Consider the following 18,153-nt stretch of genomic DNA (forward strand, 5'->3'; position numbering starts at 1 on the left):
GGCCCGGTGGTCAGTCGAGGCAGAACTCGTTGCCCTCCGGGTCGGCCATCACGATGAAGCCGTGGCTCATCGGAGGGGCAGGCTCGTGGCGCTCGAGACGCGCCGCGCCCAGCGCGACCAGGCGCTCGCACTCGGCCTCGAGCGCCGACATCCGCTTGTCGCCCGTGAGCCCGGGCGCGGCCCGGACGTCGAGGTGGACACGGTTCTTGGCGGACTTGCCCTCCGGCACCCGCTGGAAGAACACTCGCGGACCGGAGCCGTCGGGGTCGTGGCAGGCCGACGCGTCGTTGCGCCGGTCGGGTGGCACCCCGAACGACTCGAGCGCGGCGTCCCACGTGTCGAACCCCGGCGGGGGTGCGTCGATCTCGTAGCCGAGGACCGCGCACCAGAACGCGCACAGCGCACCCGGGTCGCCGGCGTCGAAGGTCACTTGGAACTCGCGACGCGCGTGGTCGGCGTTCGTCCTCACTTCGTCGCCTCCATCATCTGCCTCAGCTCCTTCTTCAGGTCCGAGATCTCGTCACGCAGCCGTGCGGCCACCTCGAACTGCAGCTCGCCCGCGGCGTTCTTCATCTGGGTGGTGAGCTCCTGGATCAGGTCGGCCAGGTCGCTGGTCGGGATCCCCGCGGTGTCGGGCGCGTCGTGGTGCAGCTTGGAGAGGCCGGGCACCGGCTGCTTGCCCGGCTTCGCGCCGCCCGCACGGCCCTTCACCCCGACGTCGGCCCAGGTCTGGAGGAGCGCCTGGGTGTTCTCGTCCTCGCGGGCGAGCATCTCGGTGATGTCGGCGATCTTCTTCCGCAGCGGCTGCGGGTCCAGCCCGCGCTCGGTGTTGTAGGCCACCTGCTTGGCACGGCGCCGGTTGGTCTCGTCGATCGCCGATGCCATCGACGGCGTGATCTTGTCGGCGTACATGTGCACCTGGCCCGACACGTTGCGCGCGGCTCGGCCGATCGTCTGGATCAGGGACTTGTCGGAGCGCAGGAAGCCCTCCTTGTCGGCGTCGAGGATCGCGACCAGCGAGACCTCGGGCAGGTCGAGGCCCTCGCGCAGCAGGTTGATGCCGACCAAGACGTCGTACTCGCCCATCCGCAGCTCGCGCAGCAGCTCGATGCGTCGCAGGGTGTCGACCTCGGAGTGGAGGTAGCGGGTGCGGATGCCGGCGTCGAGGAGGTAGTCGGTGAGGTCCTCCGACATCTTCTTCGTGAGCGTCGTGACCAGCACCCGCTCGGACTTCTCGGCGCGGATCCGGATCTCGTGGATGAGGTCGTCGATCTGCCCCTTGGTCGGCTTGACGACGACCTCGGGGTCGATCAGGCCCGTCGGCCGGATGATCTGCTCGACGACGTCGGGCTCCCCGCCACCGGAGCTGACCTTGTCGAGCTCGTAGTTGCCCGGGGTCGCCGAGAGGTAGATCGTCTGGCCGATGCGGTCGAGGAACTCCTCGAACTTCAGCGGGCGGTTGTCCATCGCGCTGGGCAGCCGGAAGCCGTGGTCGACGAGGTTGCGCTTGCGCGACATGTCGCCTTCGTACATGCCACCGATCTGCGGCACCGCGACGTGCGACTCGTCGACGACGAGGACGAAGTCCTCGGGAAAGTAGTCGAGCAGGCAGTTCGGCGCGGAGCCGGGACGACGGCCGTCGATGTGCATGGAGTAGTTCTCGATGCCGGAGCAGGAGCCGACCTGCCGCATCATCTCGACGTCGTAGGTGGTGCGCATCCGCAGCCGCTGGGCCTCGAGCAGCTTCCCCTGGCGCTCGAACGTCGCCAGCTGGTCCTCCAGCTCGAGCTCGATGCCCTTGACCGCGCGCTCCATCCGCTCCGGGCCGGCGACGTAGTGGGTGGCCGGGAAGACGTGGAGCTCGGAGTCCTCGGTGAGCACCTCGCCGGTGATCGGGTGGAGCGTCATCAGACGCTCGATCTCGTCGCCGAAGAACTCGATGCGCACGGCGAGCTCCTCGTAGACCGGGAAGATCTCGAGGGTGTCACCGCGGACCCGGAACGTGCCGCGGGTGAACGACATGTCGTTGCGGGTGTACTGGATCTCGACCAGGCGGCGCAGGATCGAGTCGCGGTCGTGCTCCTCGCCGACCTTGAGCCGGAGCATCCGGTCGACGTACTCCTGCGGGGTGCCGAGGCCGTAGATGCACGAGACGGTGGAGACCACGATGACGTCGCGCCGGGTGAGAAGGGAGTTGGTCGCCGAGTGCCGCAGCCGCTCGACCTCCTCGTTGATGGAGGAGTCCTTCTCGATGTAGGTGTCGGTCTGCGGGACGTAGGCCTCGGGCTGGTAGTAGTCGTAGTAGGAGACGAAGTACTCGATCGCGTTGTGCGGGAAGAGCTGGCGGAGCTCGTTGGCGAACTGCGCGGCGAGCGTCTTGTTGGGCTGCATCACGAGCATCGGCCGCTGGACCTGCTCCGCCACCCACGCCACGGTCGCCGTCTTGCCGGTGCCCGTGGCACCCAGCAGCACGACGTCCTGGGTGCCGGCGTTGATGCGCTCGGTGATCTCCTTGATCGCGGCGGGCTGGTCGCCCGACGGCTGGTAGTCGGAGACGACCTTGAACGGCGCCACCCGGCGCTCGAGATCGGTGACTGGTCGCATGCCTGCGAGCCTAGACGGGGCCACCGACAGTCCGAAGGGACCGTGACCCCCGCCTCATCAGGTGCGACCGCAGTTGCGCACCTGACCGGTCGACCCCACCAGGCCGAAGACCTTCAGATCGCGCAGCACCCGGGCGGGCGCGAGGTCGCGCCAGTAGGAGCACTCCCCGATCCCGCCGCCCTGCCAGCCGACGACACGGAACCGGTGCGTGCCCGGCTTGCGCTTCAGCAGGACACCCGAGAAGCCGTCGGTCGCGACGTCGGCCCACGCGAAGCGCGTGTTGGGCGTCGAGACCCGGGCCCCGATGAACTTGCAGGTGTCCTGGCCGCACGCCTTCAAGGCCTGGGCGCGGATCGAGCGGACTTCAGCGAGGCTGGGCGCTCGGTCTGCGGCGACCGCCGGGACCGGCGCGAGCAGGGCGAGGACGAGGAAGGCGAGGGCCGGGACGCGCATCGACATGCGCAGGACCCTAGCCGGTGCCGCGTGCCCGAGGTCGCACTAGATTGACCGCGTGAGCCGACCGCCGACCCCGACCGAGCGCGTGCTGCGGATCCTGCGGCGCACGCTCTTCACGTTCCTGGGGGTCCAGCTCGCCCTCGCGGTCGGGATGTCCCTGGTCGACTCCTACCGGCGCCGCGGCAAGAAGCCCAAGCCGTTCCCGACCACCGCACCGAAGACGGTCGCGATCGGCGACGGCACCGTGACGACGTACACCTACGGCCAGGACCTGTACGACGACATGCTCGCGGCGATCGACGCAGCGAGGAAGCAGGTCCTGTTCGAGACCTACATCTGGAAGGGCGACGAGATCGGCGAGGCGTTCAAGCAGGCGCTGGCCTCGGCGGCCGACCGCGGGGTGGAGGTCTACTGCATCTACGACGCCTTCGCCAACCTCGTCGTGTCCCCGCGCTTCAAGCACTTCCCCTCCTCCATCAAGGTGCTCCGCTACCCGGTGTACGCCGCGGGCCTGCGCTTCTGGGAGCTGCGGCGCTACGGCCGCGACCACCGCAAGATCCTCGTCGTGGACGAGGAGGTCGGCTTCGTGGGCGGCTACAACATCGGGACGCCGTACGCCACGGAGTGGCGCGACACGCACGTGCGCATCACGGGCCAGGGGGTCTGGGACCTCAAGCGCGCGTTCGCGGACATGTGGAACCTCAACCGGCGGCGCCGGATCGGCCACTCCGGGCGGCCGCTGCTCCTGGAGACGGCCTCCCAGTGGGAGCCCCGGATCCGCTTCGCCCGCAACGTGCCGCGGCTGTGGATGTTCCCGATCCGGTCGATGTACCTCGAGGCGATCAACCGGGCCACCGGCAACATCTGGATGACGCACGCCTACTTCCTGCCCGACCAGGACTTCGTCGACTCCCTCAAGGACGCGGCCCGGCGCGGGGTCGACGTACGCCTGCTGCTGCCGCTGAAGTCCAACCACATCGTCGCCGACTGGATCTCCCGCGGCTACTTCTCGCAGCTGCTCGAGGCCGGCGTGCGCATCTTCCGCTTCCGCGACGCGATGGTGCACGCCAAGACGTCGACCATCGACGGCAGCTGGTCGACCGTCGGCACCGCGAACATCGACCGCCTGAGCCTGCAGGGCAACTACGAGATCAACGTCGAGATCATCGATCCCGACATGGCCAGCGCGCTCGAGCAGATCTTCCTGACCGACCAGGACAACTGCCTCGAGCTCACCATCGGCGAGTGGGAGGCACGCGACCTCCACCGCAAGTTCACCGAGAGCTTCCTGGCCCCGCTGCGGCCGCTGCTCTGATCAGCGCGCCCGGCGGTGACCGGGCGTACGTGCGGGCAGGTGGGTACGCGGGGCCATCCGCGGCCCGTGGCGCGGCCTCGACAGCCGGGCCATCCCGAGCAGCGCGGGCACCCGGCCACGGTGGGGTCGCCACGGCTCGAGGAACTCCTCGAGCTGGGCGTCGTCGAACTCCGCGCCGGTCAGCACGTGGCCCACGTCCTTCGCCACGTGGTAGTCGCCGAAGCTGACCGCGTCGGCGTCGCCGCACGCGTGCTGGCGCACCTCGGCGCTGCTCCACACCCCGACGCCCGGAAGCGAGCGCAGGCGCCTGTCGACCTCGGCGCAGTCCAGCCCGGCGAGGCGCTCGATCGACCCGGCCACCCGGGCGGCCTGCACGATCGTCCTCGAACGGGCCGGGTCGATGTGCGCCTGCAGCCAGGCCCAGCTGGGGATCGCCCGCAGCACCTCGGCGCTGGGCTGCACGCGCAGGCCCAGGTCCGCGCCGGGGCCGGGGGCGTGCTCGCCGAAGCGCTGCACCAGCATCCGGAACCCTGAGAACGCCTCCTGGCCGGTCACCCGCTGCTCGACGATCGTGGGCACCAGTGCCTCCATCACGAGCCCGGAGCGGCCCAACCGCCAGTGCGGGTGCCGGCGCCAGGCCTCCGCGACGACGGGGTGCCGGGGCTCGAAGCCGGCGACGTCGTCGGCGGCGCCCAGCAGGTCGGGTACGCCGTGGAGGGCCCACGCGGCCCCGGGGCCCCACGCCTCGGCGTACACCTCGGCGGCGGCGGGGCGTGGCTCGATGCAGAGGGTGGCCGGGCCCTCGGGCGTCCCGATGCCGCGCCAGTGCCGGCCGGCCGCGTCGATGCGGTAGGTCGGGTCGTGGGGGCCGCGGCGCTGCTGCAGCAGGATCTGGCCCGCCGGGCACGCCCACCCGGGCCGCCAGGTCCGCGTGGCTCCCATCACCTGCCCGACGCTAGTCGTTGCCCCCGACAGGAGTCCCGGCGGTAGGTTCGCACCCATGGGCGAGGAGAAGAGCCACCGCGAGCTCGAAGAGGGCATCCAGCGCGACTTCAGCCGCGACATGTCCTACGGCGACTACCTGCGGCTCGACCTCCTGCTCTCGGCCCAGGAGCCGCAGTCGGAGCCGCCGCAGCACGACGAGCTGCTGTTCATCATCCAGCACCAGACCTCCGAGCTCTGGCTCAAGCTGATGGTCCACGAGCTGCGCTCGGCTCGTGACCTGCTGCGCGGCGACGACCTGTCCCCCGCCCTCAAGCGGCTCGCCCGGGTCAAGCACATCCAGCACACGCTCACCGACCAGTGGTCGGTGCTGGCCACGTTGACCCCCAGCGAGTACGCCGAGATCCGGCCCTTCCTGGCCACGTCGTCGGGCTTCCAGTCGGCGCAGTACCGCGAGGTCGAGTTCCTGCTCGGCAACAAGAACGCCGACATGGTGAAGGTCTTCGCCCACGACCCCACCGCCCGGGCCGAGCTGCAGACGCTGCTGCACGAGCGCTCGCTCTACGACGAGTACCTCGCCCTGCTCGCCCGCCGCGGGTACGCCGTCCCCGCCGAGCTGCTCGACCGCGACTGGTCCCAGCCCTACCGCTCGAACCCGCAGCTCGTCGACGTCTTCGCCCGCGTCTACGCGGCTCCCCACGAGCACTGGGGCATCTACGAGACCTGCGAGGAGCTGGTCGACCTCGAGGACAACTTCCAGCTGTGGCGCTTCCGGCACCTCCAGGTGGTGTCGCGCACCATCGGCCACAAGATTGGCACGGGGGGCTCCTCGGGAGTCGACTTCCTGCGCCGGGCCCTCGACCTCACCTTCTTCCCCGAGCTGTTCGAGGTGCGCACGCGCGTCGGCGACTGACGCGCAGGCGTTGTCGGCGGGGCGCGGTTGAATGGCGCCATGCTGCTGCACGACGTGGTCGAGACCTCCCGCACCGTGGCTGCCACCCGCTCGCGCAAGGCCAAGGTGGAGGCACTGTCCGCGACGCTGGCACGCGTCGACCACGACGACCCCGACGAGGTCGAGACGGTCGCGGCCTATCTCTCGGGCAGTCTCCGGCAGCGGCGCACGGGCCTGGGGTGGCGTGGCCTGCAGTCCCTGCCCGAGCCCGCCCCCGAGCCGACCCTGACCGTCGGCGAGGTGCACAGCGCCTTCGAGGCGCTCTCGGTCATCGCCGGTGCCGGGTCCCAGGCCGCCCGCGCGGGCGCCGTCGCCGAGCTCTTCGGTCGCGCGACGGCCGAGGAGCAGTCGTGGCTCCGCTCCCTCGTCACCGGGGAGGTCCGCCAGGGCGCCCTCGACGCACTCCTCCAGGACGCGGTGGCGGCGGCCGCCGGGCTGCCCGTGACGCAGGTGCGACGCGCGGCCATGATGGCCGGCGCCACCGTGCCCGTGGTGCGCGCCGCGCTCACCGGCGGGGCCGAGGCGCTCGACGCCTTCACCCTCACCGTGGGCCGGCCCGTGCTGCCGATGCTCGCCTCCAGCGCCCCCGACGTCGAGGCGGCGATGGCCAAGGCCGCGCCGGGCCTGGCGGTCGCCATCGACACCAAGCTCGACGGCATCCGCATCCAGGTGCACCGCGACGGCGACGAGATCATCGCCGTCACCCGCTCGCTCGACGACATCACGGCTCGGCTGCCCGAGGTGGTCACCGTGGCGAGGTCGCTGCCGGCGCGGCGCTTCATCCTCGACGGGGAGGTGCTGCGCCTCGACGAGCAGGGCCGACCGCACGCCTTCCAGGACACCGCGTCCCGCACCGCCAGCAGCGAGGGCGAGGCGCTCACGCCGTACTTCTTCGACCTGCTCCACCTCGACGGGCGCGACCTCGTCGACGAGGCGGCCGAGACCCGCCTCAGGCTCCTCGACGAGCTGGTGCCCGAGGCCCACCGCACCCGCCGGCTGGTCACCGACGACGCCGACGCCGCCGCCGTGTTCGTGGCCGGCGTGCTGGCCGACGGCCACGAGGGGGTCGTCGTCAAGGACCTCCGCGCGCCGTACGACGCCGGGCGGCGCGGCTCCTCGTGGGTGAAGGTGAAGCCCGTGCACACCCTCGACCTGGTCGTCCTCGCGGTCGAGTGGGGCTCCGGGCGACGCCGGGGCTGGCTCTCCAACATCCACATGGGCGCCCGGGACCCCGAGTCCGGTGACCTCGTGATGGTGGGCAAGACGTTCAAGGGGATGACGGACGAGATGCTGGCGTGGCAGACCACGCGCTTCCAGGAGCTCGAGACCGGACGCTCAGACCACGTGGTGACGGTGCGTCCCGAGCAGGTCGTCGAGATCGCGCTCGACGGCGTGCAGCGCTCGACCCGCTACCCCGGCGGCGTCGCGCTCCGGTTCGCCCGCGTCGTGCGCTACCGCGACGACAAGCGGCCCGACGAGGCAGACACCATCGAGACGGTGCGCGCGATGCTGCCCGGTCAGGTGGTCGACGAGGCCTGACCAAGCCTGAGGGGACGCTGTCACACGCGTGTCACGCCTGTGCCACACGGTGTTGCACAACACCTACACTCGGGTCATGGCCATCACCGCGGCTCGGGAGGGCGGCACCGACGGACGCCGGTCGGCGGCAGCCGCCCGACGTCGCCAGCGGGAGCGCGAGATCCTCGCAGCCACGCGGGCCCTCTTCGACGAGCGCGGCGTCCGCGACGCGCAGATCGAGGACATCGCGCGTGCGGTCGGCATCAACCGCGCGATCGTCTACCGCCACTTCACCGGCAAGGAGGAGCTCTTCGCGCTCACCCTGGTCGGATACCTCGACGAGCTCCGCCGCCAGCTGGTGCGTGCCGCGGAGTCCCCCGGCACCCCCACCGATCGCCTCGCGGCCCTGGTGTCGGCGTTCGTCGACTACGGCATCGCCCACCCCGCGTTCGTCGACTGCGCCCAGTCCCTGATGCGCCGCACCGGTCCCGAGCTCCTCCAGGAGATCAGCGAGGGAGCGATGTACCGGCTGGGCCGCAGCATGTCCGGCTGCCTGGCCGTGCTGTCGACCCAGCTCCAGGCGGGCGTCGCCTCGGGCGAGTTCACGGTGAAGGACCCGGTCGTGCTGGCGAACATGCTCTACGCCAGCGGGCTGGGCACGCTGCAGCTCGCCCGCGTCGGCATCCTGGTGATGGAGGCCGCGCCCGGGGTGCCGACCATCGCCTCCAGCTCACCGGACCAGGTCAGGGAATTTCTCGTGGCGTCGGCGCTCGCACTGGCCACCCACAGAAGCTGAGGAGGCGTCATGAGCCGCACGCACACCCTTGCGCCCTACGGGGCGGTGCCCGGGACGCGGCCCTTCGATGGGATAAAGTCCACAACGCATCGATGGCAGCGAACGGGGCGTGTCCTCTGCGCTGGGGGCCGACTAGGGGAACGTGTGTGATGACCTCACAGGAAGTATCCGCTCCGACCGGGTCGACCTCGAGCGACGCGGCATCCGACACCGAGTCGAACGTCGACCGCGCCCGGCACCTCAGCCGCCTGCTCGCCGACCGGATCATCGCGATCGCCAACCCAGAGACGGTCCTGGTCGTCGGCTGCGGCCGGGGCCTGCTGGTGCAGGCACTCGCGGACAAGGGCGTCGACGCGCACGGCATCGACGAGTCCGACGACAAGATCTCCGCGGCCCCCGTCGACGTACGCCCCCGGCTCGAGGTCGCCTCGCCCACCAAGCCTCTCGGCGGCCGCTACGACGTGGTCACCTGCCTCGACGTGCTCGCCGCCCTCGACCCGGCCGATGCCCAGGCCGGCCTCGACTCGATCTGCGCGGCGACCGACCGCATCGTCTTCGCCGCCACCCCCGGTGCCGGCTCGGCGCACGCCAGCCTGTTCGCGCCGTCCGACTGGATGGCGGCGTTCGCGGAGCGGGGGTTCTTCCGTCGTACCGACGTCACCCTCGACTTCTGGACCCCGTGGACGACGCTCTTCGAGCGGGCCGACCTGCAGCCGCGCGACATCGTCCACCGCTACGAGATGTCGCTGGGCTCGCTGGAGGCCGAGGTGCGGGAGAAGCGCGCCGCGCTGGCCGCCGCCGACGGCCAGACCAGCCAGCGGCACGCCGACCTCACCGACCAGCTCACCCGGGCCCAGCACCAGGTGCTGACCACGCGAGACCACATCATCGGCCTGGAGGCGGAGGCCGCCCAGCTGCAGTCCCAGGTGGAGCGGCTCAACAAGCGGCTGATCGCGACCCAGGAGCGCTCGAAGAAGCTCCGCGACCGCCTGCACACGACGCGGCGACGCGCGACCCGCGCCGAGCGCAAGCTCGCCGCGATGACCGGGTCGCGAGCCTGGAGGATCGGCACCTTGCTGACCGGTTCCCGGCGCGCCAAGCGGTGACCCGATGACCGACGCCCCGCTGTTCTCGATCATCACGCCCGTCTACAACCCGCCGCTCGACGTGCTCACCGACACCATCGAGTCGGTGCTGGACCAGGAGTACGACGGCTGGGAGCTCATCCTGGTCGACGACTGCTCGCCCGACCCCGGTGTCCGCGAGCTGCTGCGCGCCTACGCTGCGAAGGACCCGCGGATCCGCGTGATCGAGCGCGAGACCAACGGGCACATCGTCGCCGCGAGCAACGACGCGGTCGCGGCCGCGCGCGGCACCTTCCTGGCGATGCTCGACCACGACGACCTGCTCACGCCCACGGCGCTGGCCCGCAACGCCGAGCGCATCGCCGACCACGACGACGTCGACTACCTGTACTCCGACGAGGACAAGATCGACGACGAGGGCACGTTCTACGACACGTTCCTGAAGCCGACGTGGTCACCCGAGCGACTGCGCGGCCAGATGTACACCTCGCACCTCTCCGTGGCCCGCACCGCCCTGGTGCGCGAGGTCGGCGGGTTCCGCGAGGGGTACGACGGCTCGCAGGACCACGACCTCATCCTGCGCGTGACCGAGAGGGCGCGCCGCGTCGTACACATCCCGGAGATCCTCTACCACTGGCGGATCATCCCCGGGTCGGCCGCGGAGAGCGCCGACGCGAAGCCCTACGCCTGGGTCGCCGGCAAGCAGGCCGTGCAGGACCACCTCGACCGGCTCGGCCTCGCCGCCACCGCCGGCTTCGGGGAGCACCCCGGTCTCTACACCCTGCACCGCGACCTCGACCCGGACCTGACGGTCAGCCTGGTCATCCCCACCATCGGCAAGAGCGGGATGATCTGGGGCGCCGAGCGCGTGTTCGTGCTCGAGGCCGTGCGCACCGTGATGGAGAAGACCCGCCATCCCAGCTTCGAGATCGTCGTCGTCTACGACCCGCCCACCCCCGAGTCGGTGCTGCGCGACCTGCGCGAGGTCGCCGGCGACCGGCTCCGGCTGGTGAAGTTCACCGAGCCGTTCAACTACAGCCGCAAGATGAACCTCGGCGTCCTCGCGGCCACGGGCCAGCGGCTGGTGTTCCTCAACGACGACGTGTCCGTGCGCTCCGACCGCTGGCTCGAGGACCTGGTCGGGCCGCTCGACGAGCCCGACGTGGGCATGACCGGCGCCAAGCTGTACTTCAGCAACACCACGATCCAGCACGCCGGGCACTCCTACAACGTGGGCCAGTACCTCCACCCGTTCATCGGGGAGCCCGGCGCGTCAGCCGGGCGTTTCGGCGCGCTGAAGATCAACCGCGAGGCCAGCGGGGTCACCGCCGCCTGCTCGGCCATGCGCCGTGAGACGTTCTTCGAGGTGGGCGGCTTCGCCGAGTCGCTGCCGCTGAACTTCAACGACGTCGACCTCTGCTACAAGACGCGCAGCCTGGGCTACCGCATCGTGTGGGTGGCCACGGCCGAGCTCTTCCACTTCGAGTCGCGCACCCGGGAGCGGGTCGTCGAGGCCTGGGAGAAGGCTGCCGCCGTAGCCCGGTGGGGCAACCCCTCACACGACCCCTACCTGCCCGCGAGCCGGCCGGTGCCGATCACCGGGGTGGCGACCGGCAAGGTCGGCCGCAGCGGCGTCGACGCCCGGGTCGGGGTTCGCGTCGCGGGCGCGGAGCGTGGTCCACGGCTCACGGGCCGCCAGGCCGGTCGCAAGCCGGCGAAGCGCCGCGCCTGACCGGCAGCCGCCTGATCAGGCGAGGGTGGCCTTGTTGCGCATCAGGTTGCCGAGGATGCCGTTCACGAAGGCCGGCGACTCGTCGGTCGACAGGTCGCGCACCAGGGCCATCGCCTCGGAGACGGCCACCGCGTCGGGCACGTCGTCGGCGTACAGAAGCTCGTAGAGGCCCACCCGCAGCACGTTGCGGTCGACGGCCGGCATCCGGTCGAGCGTCCACCCCTCGGAGTAGGCGCTCAGCAGCTCGTCGATGCGGGCCTGGTGTGCCACGACCCCGCGCACTAGCAGGGAGGTGTAGTCGTTGGTGGGGCCCTCACCCTCGGCGATCGCACCGTCGAGCGCCGCCACCGGGTCCTGCGAGCGCAGCTCGGAGGCGAACAGGATGTCGAGGGCCCGCTTGCGGGCCTTGGAGCGGGCTGCCATCGATCAGGACTTGACGCGGCCGAGGTACGAGGAGTCGCGGGTGTCGACCTTGACCTTCTCGCCGCCGGTGATGAAGAGCGGCACCTGGATGATGTGTCCGGTCTCGAGGGTGGCGGGCTTGGTGCCGCCGGTGGACCGGTCGCCCTGCAGGCCCGGCTCGGTCTCGGCGATGAGCAGCTCCACGGCCGCGGGGAGCTCGATGTAGAGGACGCGTCCCTCGTTGGTCGCCACGATGGCGTCCTGGTTCTCGAGCATGAAGTTCTTGGCGTCGCCGACGATCTCCGGCGGGACCTCGAGCTGGTCGTAGGTCTGGGTGTCCATGAAGACGTACGACGTGCCGTCGTTGTAGAGGTACTGCATCGTGCGCTTGTCGACGCTCGCCGTCTCGACTTTGGTGCCGGCGTTGAAGGTCTTGTCGACCGTCTTGCCGGACTCGACGTTCTTGAGCTTGGTGCGCACGAACGCGGGGCCCTTGCCCGGCTTGACGTGCTGGAACTCCACGACGGACCACAGCTGGCCGTCCAGGTTGAGCACCAGGCCGTTCTTGAGGTCGTTGGTCGATGCCATGCGCGCGAGTCAGCCTTCTGGTCGAGGTCGGGGACTGCCCGCTCGATCGAGGCGATCGTCGCCGGCAGGAGGATGGAGTCTATCGGTCGTGGTGGTGGCGCCGAAATTGCCCGGGAATCTCGGCGACCGACGTAACAACGGGCGTGGCCGGCGACATGTACGGGGTGCAGTGCCACCGACGGCGCGGCTGCGTGACGTCCGTCCCCCCGAGGCGTCACGGTGGCGGCCGTCGTCGGTGCCAACGCACGGGCGCAGCGCCCCGACGGTCGTCAACCCCCGAGACGCCGTCGGGGCGCTCGCTCCCCGGAGGGTTGCCGTAGCCTGTGGCCAGCCCCGCACCGGAGAGGCCGATGATCGACCACCGACCCCACCCCGACCCGTTCGGTCTGCGGATCGACGTCGCCCCCCGCGAGATCGACCCCGAGCTCCTGAGCCAGCTGGTCAGCGTCTCGAGGGAGCGCGCCGAGTCTCCCGTCTCCGCAGCCTCGTGGTGGCGGCTCCTGGCCGTCGCTGCGGCCGTGGCGCTGATGGTGTCCGGCGGTGGCTACCTGGCTGCTCGTCAGGTCGAGCGCGATCTCGCGCCGGCCCCGGCGAGCCCCGTGGTTCCACCGCCGGCACAGTCCCGCGACAGCCGGGAGGTGCTCTCCCGGGACCACGAGAGGTCGCCGGCGAGCACTCCGGGCGGAGAGCGTCGGGAGCGGACCGAGCAGCACGAGCCCGTCGCGCGCGGCACGGGCACGGATACCGGCGCCGGCACGACCGGCACCACCGGCTCCGAGGACGGCGCCCGCACCAGCGACCAGGACCGCCGCAGGGGGCACGGGGACCGGGACGACAAGGGCAAGAACGGTCGCGAGAAGCAGCACAAGAGCAAGGACAAGCACGCCGACAAGCACGCCGACAAGCACGCCGACAGGAACCGTGGCCGGAACGGCCATAGCCATGGTCACCAACAAGGTCACCAGCACGGTCACCAGCATCAGGGCAAGCGGTGAGCGGGTCGGAGGTAGAGCGCGCCCGCCTCGGCGACGGCGAGGGCTGGCGTCAGCTGTACGCCGCCCACGCGAGCCGCCTGGTGCTGTGGCTGCAGACGTCGGCGAGCGGCGACGTCGTCGACTCGGCCGAGGACATCGCCGCGGAGTCCTGGCTGGTCGCAGCCGAGAAGATCACGGCCTTCCGGGGCGACGACGACGACTTCGCGGGCTGGCTCTTCGGCATCGCGCGCAATCTCGCCACCAACGCCCGTCGGCGTACCCGTCGTCGCGACACGCACCCCACCGATCCCCACCACCACTCCCTGCACGGCGAACCCGCCCGCACCGGCATCCCGGGGGCGCTCGACCACGCCCGGAGCCTGCTCGACGAGCTGCCCACCCGCGAGCGCGAGGTGGTGGCGTGCCTCGAGGTCGTCGGCCTCGACATCGACACCACCGCCCGCGCGCTGGGCATCAGCCAGACGGCCGTGCGGGTGGCTCGACACCGCGGCCTGTCCAGGCTGAGGCGCGCCAACCTGGTGCTGGTCGCTACCTAGGAGTCTCCGCCAGCAGGAGCAGCGCGTCGCGGTAGCCCTGGATGCCGCGGCCGGCGATCGTCGCGACGGCATGCGGCTCGACCACCGACGTGTGCCGGAACGTCTCGGGCCGCTGCTTCGGGTCGGAGATGTGCACCTCGACGAGCGGCGCCTCCAGCTGGGCGCACGCGTCGAAGAGGGCGAGGGAGTAGTGCGTCCACGCGCCGGCGTTCAGGACGACCGGGATCCGTTGGTCGGCGGCGTCGTTGAGCCAGTCGAGCAGCTCACCCTCGTGGTTGGTCTGCCGCAGCTCGACCACGAGGCCGACCTCAGCGCCCCAGACCCGGCACGCCTCGGCGAGCTCGGCGTGCGTCGTGTCGCCGTAGATCTCGGGCTGTCGACGGCCGAGGCGGCCGAGGTTCGGCCCGTTCAGCACGAGCACGTTCATCGGCCGGCTCCCGTCATCGTGTCGTACGCCGCCCGCATCGCGTCCTCCGGCGGCCCGGGGAGGATCCGGGGCCGGGCGAGGTCGTCGAGCACCACGAACCGCAGCTGCGACCCGCGCGACTTCTTGTCGATCCGCATCGCGTCGAGGAGCTCCTCGAACGTCGCCCCCGACCAGGTGGTCGGCAGGCCGACGCGGGCGAACGCCGTGCGGTGCCGCTGAGCCACCGCGTCGTCGAGCGAGCCGGCCCGGCGCGCCAGCTCGGCGACGTAGACGCAGCCGATCGCGACCGCCTCGCCGTGACGCACGGCGTAGCCCGACGCCCGCTCGATGGCGTGCGCCATCGTGTGGCCGTAGTTGAGGACCTCGCGGCCCGGGTGCCCGTCGGCTCCGCCGGTCTCGCGGAGGTCGTCGACGACGACGTCGATCTTCACCGTGATCGCGCGCTCGACGAGCTCGCGCAGCACCGGGCTGTCGGCTGTGAGCGACTCCGGGTCCGTGGCCTCGACCAGGTCGAGGATCGCCGGGTCCGCGACGAAGCCGCACTTGATGACCTCGCCGAGCCCGGCCACCAGCTCGTCACGCGGGAGGGTCCGGAGGAGGGCCAGGTCGCACAGCACGCCGGCGGGCTCGTGGAAGGCCCCGACCAGGTTCTTGCCCGCGCTCGTGTTGATGCCGGTCTTGCCGCCGACCGCGGCGTCGACCATGCTCAGCAGCGTGGTCGGCAGGTGGATCACCGGCACGCCTCGCAGCCAGGTGGCCGCGATGAAGCCACCGAGGTCCGTGGTGGCTCCCCCGCCGAACGTGACGACGGTGTCGGACCGGGTGAAGCCGGCCGAGCCGAGCGCCTCCCAGCAGTCGTTGACCACCTCGGCGCGCTTGCCCTGCTCGCCCGGTGGCAGACCGAGGGCGAGCACGTCGTAGCGCTCGACCAGCGAGTCCACGACCGGCTGGGCCAGCTCGCCCAGCGTGCCGTCGTACAGCACGGCGACGCGCTGCGACTCCCCCAGCATGTCCGGCAGGCGACCGGCGAGGTCGTGGCCGACCACCACGTCGTACGGCGCGGCTCCGCGCACCGGCAGGACCGTCTCGCTCACGGGACCGGCTCCCCGATGACCTGGGCGACCTCGTGGGCCACCTCCTCGGGGGTGCGTCCGTCGGTGTCGACCGAGTGGGAGGAGACCGACTCGTAGACCGGGGTGCGCTCCTCGAGCTGCTGCTTGATGCGGCCGCGGACGTTGCCCAGCAGGAGCGGGCGACCGACACCCAGCCCCACCCGGGAAGCGGCGTCGGCCAGACCGACGCGGAGGAAGACGACGGTGTGCCCGGCGAGGAGGGCACGGGTCGCCCGGTCGAGCACGGCGCCTCCCCCGAGCGCCAGCACCCCGTCGTGGGTCGCCAGCGCCGCCGCCACCGCGCTGGCCTCGAGCTTGCGGAAGTAGGCCTCGCCAGAGTCGACGAAGATGTCCGCGACCGTGCGTCCCTGCTCGCGCTCGACGTCCTCGTCGGTGTCGCGGACGGCCACTCCCCAGGCCGCCGCGAGCAGGTTCGCGACCGTCGTCTTGCCGGCGCCCATGGGCCCGACGAGCACGACCCTGGGTCGGGTCACCGGAACCTCAGCGTGTCGAGGTAGCTCTCCGCGTTGCGCCGGGTCTCACGCACCGAGTCGCCGCCGAACTTCTCGATCACGGCGTCGGCCAGCACCAGCGCGACCATCGCCTCGGCGACGATCCCTGCCGCAGGCACGGCGCACACGTCGCTGCGCTGGTTGTGGGCGACCGCGGCGTCGCCGGTGGCGACGTCGACGGTGCGCAGGGCCCGCGGCACCGTGGCGATCGGCTTCATGGCGGCGCGCACCCGCAGCACCTCGCCGGTGCTCATCCCGCCCTCGGTGCCGCCTGAGCGTCCCGACGTACGCCGCAGCCCGTCGTCGGTGGGCACGATCTCGTCGTGCGCGAGCGAGCCGGGAGTGCCGGCCAGCGCGAAGCCGTCACCCACCTCGACGCCCTTGATCGCCTGGATGCCCATCAGGGCGCCGGCCAGCCGCGCGTCGAGGCGGCGGTCCCAGTGCGCGTGCGAGCCCAGACCGGGCGGCATCCCGTGAACGGTCACCTCGATGATGCCGCCGAGCGTGTCGCCGTCCTTGTGGGCCTGGTCGATCTCGGCGACCATCGCCGTCGAGGCGTCGGGGTCCAGGCAGCGCACCGGGTCGGCGTCGAGTCGCTCGACGTCGTCGGGCATCGGGATCAATCCGTCCGGGGCAGTCACCGTGCCGATGCGGACGACGTGGGAGACGATCTCCGCGTCGACGGCCTGGCGCAGGAAGTTGGCGGCGACGCGGCCCAGGGCCACCCGGGCGGCGGTCTCGCGGGCGGACGCGCGCTCGAGGATGGGCCGGGCCTCGTCGAAGTCGTACTTCTGCATGCCGACCAGGTCGGCGTGACCCGGCCGGGGCCGCGTCAGCGCGGCGTTGCGAGCCAGTGCGGCCAGCTCGACCGGGTCGACGGGGTCGGCGGACATCACCTTCTCCCACTTGGGCCACTCGGTGTTGCCGATGGAGATCGCGACCGGTCCGCCGATCGTCTCCCCGTGCCGGACACCGCCGAGGATGGTCAGCTCGTCCTGCTCGAACTTCATCCGGGCGCCGCGGCCGTAGCCGAGGCGACGACGGGCCAGGGAGTCGGAGATGTCGGCGGTCGTCACCCGCACATGGGCGGGGAGGCCTTCGAGGATCGCGACCAGGGAAGGACCGTGGGACTCGCCCGCAGTGAGCCAACGCAGCATGCACGCAGTCTTTCACGCAGCAGTGGGGTCCCCGCCCCGACGTAGCAGTTCGCGGACAGCGATGCCCAGGAGACTCTGCGCCCGCTGCACCGGCATCGGCGCGACGGGCGCGCAGACCGCGGTTCGGAGACCCTCGATCGTCGCCAGGGCGAGGTCGAGCCGATCGCGCTCGAGGCGGAAGTCGAGCGCCCACGCGAGCAGCCGCCGCTCGTGGTCGCGGCCCTCGGTCACGACGTACTCGAGCGCGTCGTCGCTGCGCCAGAGCTCGAGCCAGCCCAGCCACGCCCGGGTTGCGAGCACATCGTCGTCGTCGACGGGCACGAAGGCGCCCACGCCCTCGGTCCTCACTCGACTCTCGATCCGCTCCAGGCGGGCTCTCGACACGATCGAGGCCGACACCCGCATCAGCCGTTCCCGGTTGGTCAGGTGACTCGAGAGCGCCGCCGGACTGCGGCCCACGAGTGCTGCGATGTTGCGGAGGGTCACTGCTGCCAGGCCACCGGTCACGAGGAGATGGTCGACGGCCTGGGCGGTCTCGTGAGCACGGCCGGGCACGCACCGACACTTTGCGCCGGCCGACGACGGTTGTGCACAGGCCATGCCTGCTGCTCAGCCAGAAGGAGCCTTCCCCGTTGGCCGACCGTTCGACCACCCGGCGCCTTGGTCGAACGATTGATCAACGCCCGGCACCGTGCTCGGGTCAGCGGAGCCGGCTGAGGAGGAGACGGCCTGGACGGTCTCGTGAGCACGGCCGGGCACGCACCGACACTTTGCGCCGGCCGACGACGGTTGCGCACAGGCCATGCCTGCTGCTCAGCCAGAAGGAGCCCTCCCCGTTGGCCGACCGTTCGACCACCCGGCGCCTTGGTCGAACGATTGATCAACGCCGGGCACTGTGCTCGGGTCAGCGGAGCCGGCTGGGGAGGAGACGGCCTGGGCGGTCTCGTGAGCACGGCCGGGCACGCACCGACACTTTGCGCCGTCCGACGACGGTTGCGCACAGGCCATGCCAGCTGCTCAGCCA

The 18,153-nt window shown here is 71.3% G+C and carries 19 protein-coding genes; 8 read left to right on the plus strand and 11 right to left on the minus strand.

From position 1 onward, the window contains the following. Window positions 1-10: 10 nt before the first annotated feature. From ACP7BP_RS17325 to ACP7BP_RS17335, 3 genes are read right to left on the minus strand one after another with little or no spacing between them, the layout of a single operon-like run. Window positions 11-469 carry a VOC family protein gene (locus ACP7BP_RS17325; protein ID WP_426246383.1) on the minus strand — a complete coding sequence of 153 codons (459 nt, stop codon included), beginning with the start codon at window positions 467-469 and terminating at the stop codon, window positions 11-13. Continuing rightward, window positions 466-2,604 carry an excinuclease ABC subunit UvrB gene (uvrB, locus tag ACP7BP_RS17330; protein WP_426246384.1) on the minus strand — a complete coding sequence of 713 codons (2,139 nt, stop codon included), beginning with the start codon at window positions 2,602-2,604 and terminating at the stop codon, window positions 466-468. The genes ACP7BP_RS17325 and uvrB overlap by 4 nt, the downstream gene beginning before the upstream one ends. Before the next feature lie 57 nt (window positions 2,605-2,661). Then, window positions 2,662-3,063: a hypothetical protein gene (locus tag ACP7BP_RS17335; RefSeq protein WP_426246386.1), complete on the minus strand. Its 402-nt coding sequence runs from the start codon at window positions 3,061-3,063 to the stop codon at window positions 2,662-2,664. Between the two features lie 52 nt (window positions 3,064-3,115). Here ACP7BP_RS17335 and ACP7BP_RS17340 point away from each other — a divergent pair, with 52 nt between their 5' ends. After that, the gene (locus tag ACP7BP_RS17340) at window positions 3,116-4,375 is read left to right on the plus strand and encodes a phospholipase D-like domain-containing protein (RefSeq protein ID WP_426246387.1); all 1,260 of its coding nucleotides are present in this window, start codon (window positions 3,116-3,118) and stop codon (window positions 4,373-4,375) included. Here ACP7BP_RS17340 and ACP7BP_RS17345 read toward each other — a convergent pair whose 3' ends face one another. Beyond that, entirely contained in the window at window positions 4,376-5,317 is a 942-nt protein-coding gene (locus ACP7BP_RS17345; protein ID WP_426246763.1) for a DNA-3-methyladenine glycosylase family protein, read from the minus strand. Window positions 5,318-5,375: 58 nt separating this feature from the next. On the opposite strand from ACP7BP_RS17345, the gene kynA reads away from it, so the two are divergent. From kynA to ACP7BP_RS17370, 5 genes are all read left to right on the plus strand, one after another. Further along, window positions 5,376-6,230, plus strand: coding sequence for a tryptophan 2,3-dioxygenase (kynA, locus tag ACP7BP_RS17350; protein WP_426246388.1), 855 nt, complete (start codon window positions 5,376-5,378; stop codon window positions 6,228-6,230). A gap of 39 nt (window positions 6,231-6,269) precedes the next feature. Beyond that, complete coding sequence (locus ACP7BP_RS17355) at window positions 6,270-7,808, plus strand: ATP-dependent DNA ligase (RefSeq protein ID WP_426246390.1); 1,539 nt, start codon at window positions 6,270-6,272, stop codon at window positions 7,806-7,808. A gap of 76 nt (window positions 7,809-7,884) precedes the next feature. Beyond that, a complete protein-coding gene (locus ACP7BP_RS17360; protein WP_426246392.1) occupies window positions 7,885-8,583 on the plus strand; it encodes a TetR/AcrR family transcriptional regulator in 699 nt (232 codons plus the stop codon). 149 nt (window positions 8,584-8,732) lie between these two features. Next, window positions 8,733-9,689: a methyltransferase domain-containing protein gene (locus ACP7BP_RS17365; protein WP_426246393.1), complete on the plus strand. Its 957-nt coding sequence runs from the start codon at window positions 8,733-8,735 to the stop codon at window positions 9,687-9,689. A 4-nt stretch (window positions 9,690-9,693) separates the two neighbouring features. Beyond that, a complete protein-coding gene (locus ACP7BP_RS17370; RefSeq protein WP_426246394.1) occupies window positions 9,694-11,400 on the plus strand; it encodes a glycosyltransferase family 2 protein in 1,707 nt (568 codons plus the stop codon). A 15-nt stretch (window positions 11,401-11,415) separates the two neighbouring features. Here ACP7BP_RS17370 and nusB read toward each other — a convergent pair whose 3' ends face one another. Next, on the minus strand, window positions 11,416-11,823 hold the full coding sequence (nusB, locus tag ACP7BP_RS17375) for a transcription antitermination factor NusB (RefSeq protein WP_426246395.1): 408 nt from the start codon (window positions 11,821-11,823) through the stop codon (window positions 11,416-11,418). A 3-nt stretch (window positions 11,824-11,826) separates the two neighbouring features. Further along, the gene (gene efp / locus ACP7BP_RS17380) at window positions 11,827-12,390 is read right to left on the minus strand and encodes an elongation factor P (RefSeq protein ID WP_426246396.1); all 564 of its coding nucleotides are present in this window, start codon (window positions 12,388-12,390) and stop codon (window positions 11,827-11,829) included. Window positions 12,391-12,740: 350 nt separating this feature from the next. On the opposite strand from efp, the gene ACP7BP_RS17385 reads away from it, so the two are divergent. Continuing rightward, window positions 12,741-13,385 (plus strand): hypothetical protein, encoded by a 645-nt coding sequence (locus ACP7BP_RS17385; RefSeq protein ID WP_426246397.1) that lies wholly within the window; start codon window positions 12,741-12,743, stop codon window positions 13,383-13,385. After that, on the plus strand, window positions 13,382-13,921 hold the full coding sequence (locus ACP7BP_RS17390; RefSeq protein ID WP_426246398.1) for an RNA polymerase sigma factor: 540 nt from the start codon (window positions 13,382-13,384) through the stop codon (window positions 13,919-13,921). The genes ACP7BP_RS17385 and ACP7BP_RS17390 overlap by 4 nt, the downstream gene beginning before the upstream one ends. On the opposite strand, the gene ACP7BP_RS17395 is transcribed toward ACP7BP_RS17390, so the two are convergent. From ACP7BP_RS17395 to ACP7BP_RS17415, 5 genes are read right to left on the minus strand one after another with little or no spacing between them, the layout of a single operon-like run. Further along, window positions 13,914-14,348: a type II 3-dehydroquinate dehydratase gene (locus ACP7BP_RS17395; RefSeq protein WP_426246399.1), complete on the minus strand. Its 435-nt coding sequence runs from the start codon at window positions 14,346-14,348 to the stop codon at window positions 13,914-13,916. The two genes, ACP7BP_RS17390 and ACP7BP_RS17395, sit on opposite strands and share 8 nt — an antisense overlap. Next, window positions 14,345-15,442, minus strand: coding sequence for a 3-dehydroquinate synthase (aroB, locus tag ACP7BP_RS17400; protein ID WP_426246401.1), 1,098 nt, complete (start codon window positions 15,440-15,442; stop codon window positions 14,345-14,347). Before aroB ends, ACP7BP_RS17395 begins: the two co-directional genes overlap by 4 nt. After that, window positions 15,439-15,954, minus strand: a complete 516-nt coding sequence (locus tag ACP7BP_RS17405) for a shikimate kinase (RefSeq protein WP_426246402.1) — start codon at window positions 15,952-15,954, stop codon at window positions 15,439-15,441. Before ACP7BP_RS17405 ends, aroB begins: the two co-directional genes overlap by 4 nt. After that, window positions 15,951-17,129, minus strand: a complete 1,179-nt coding sequence (gene aroC, locus ACP7BP_RS17410; protein WP_426246404.1) for a chorismate synthase — start codon at window positions 17,127-17,129, stop codon at window positions 15,951-15,953. Before aroC ends, ACP7BP_RS17405 begins: the two co-directional genes overlap by 4 nt. Window positions 17,130-17,141: 12 nt before the next feature. Continuing rightward, window positions 17,142-17,684 (minus strand): hypothetical protein, encoded by a 543-nt coding sequence (locus tag ACP7BP_RS17415; RefSeq protein ID WP_426246405.1) that lies wholly within the window; start codon window positions 17,682-17,684, stop codon window positions 17,142-17,144. Window positions 17,685-18,153 lie beyond the last annotated feature (469 nt).

The organism is Nocardioides sp. LHG3406-4, from assembly GCF_049897745.1.
Classification (GTDB): domain Bacteria; phylum Actinomycetota; class Actinomycetes; order Propionibacteriales; family Nocardioidaceae; genus Nocardioides.

Coding starts and splice junctions, on each gene's coding strand:
- uvrB (WP_426246384.1), bottom strand. CDS start 2,604: ATGCGACCAGTCACCGATCTCGAGCGCCGGGTGGCGCCGTTCAAGGTC.
- ACP7BP_RS17335 (WP_426246386.1), bottom strand. CDS start 3,063: ATGTCGATGCGCGTCCCGGCCCTCGCCTTCCTCGTCCTCGCCCTGCTC.
- ACP7BP_RS17345 (WP_426246763.1), bottom strand. CDS start 5,317: ATGGGAGCCACGCGGACCTGGCGGCCCGGGTGGGCGTGCCCGGCGGGC.
- kynA (WP_426246388.1), top strand. CDS start 5,376: ATGGGCGAGGAGAAGAGCCACCGCGAGCTCGAAGAGGGCATCCAGCGC.
- ACP7BP_RS17355 (WP_426246390.1), top strand. CDS start 6,270: ATGCTGCTGCACGACGTGGTCGAGACCTCCCGCACCGTGGCTGCCACC.
- ACP7BP_RS17360 (WP_426246392.1), top strand. CDS start 7,885: ATGGCCATCACCGCGGCTCGGGAGGGCGGCACCGACGGACGCCGGTCG.
- ACP7BP_RS17365 (WP_426246393.1), top strand. CDS start 8,733: ATGACCTCACAGGAAGTATCCGCTCCGACCGGGTCGACCTCGAGCGAC.
- ACP7BP_RS17370 (WP_426246394.1), top strand. CDS start 9,694: ATGACCGACGCCCCGCTGTTCTCGATCATCACGCCCGTCTACAACCCG.
- nusB (WP_426246395.1), bottom strand. CDS start 11,823: ATGGCAGCCCGCTCCAAGGCCCGCAAGCGGGCCCTCGACATCCTGTTC.
- efp (WP_426246396.1), bottom strand. CDS start 12,390: ATGGCATCGACCAACGACCTCAAGAACGGCCTGGTGCTCAACCTGGAC.
- ACP7BP_RS17385 (WP_426246397.1), top strand. CDS start 12,741: ATGATCGACCACCGACCCCACCCCGACCCGTTCGGTCTGCGGATCGAC.
- ACP7BP_RS17395 (WP_426246399.1), bottom strand. CDS start 14,348: ATGAACGTGCTCGTGCTGAACGGGCCGAACCTCGGCCGCCTCGGCCGT.
- aroC (WP_426246404.1), bottom strand. CDS start 17,129: ATGCTGCGTTGGCTCACTGCGGGCGAGTCCCACGGTCCTTCCCTGGTC.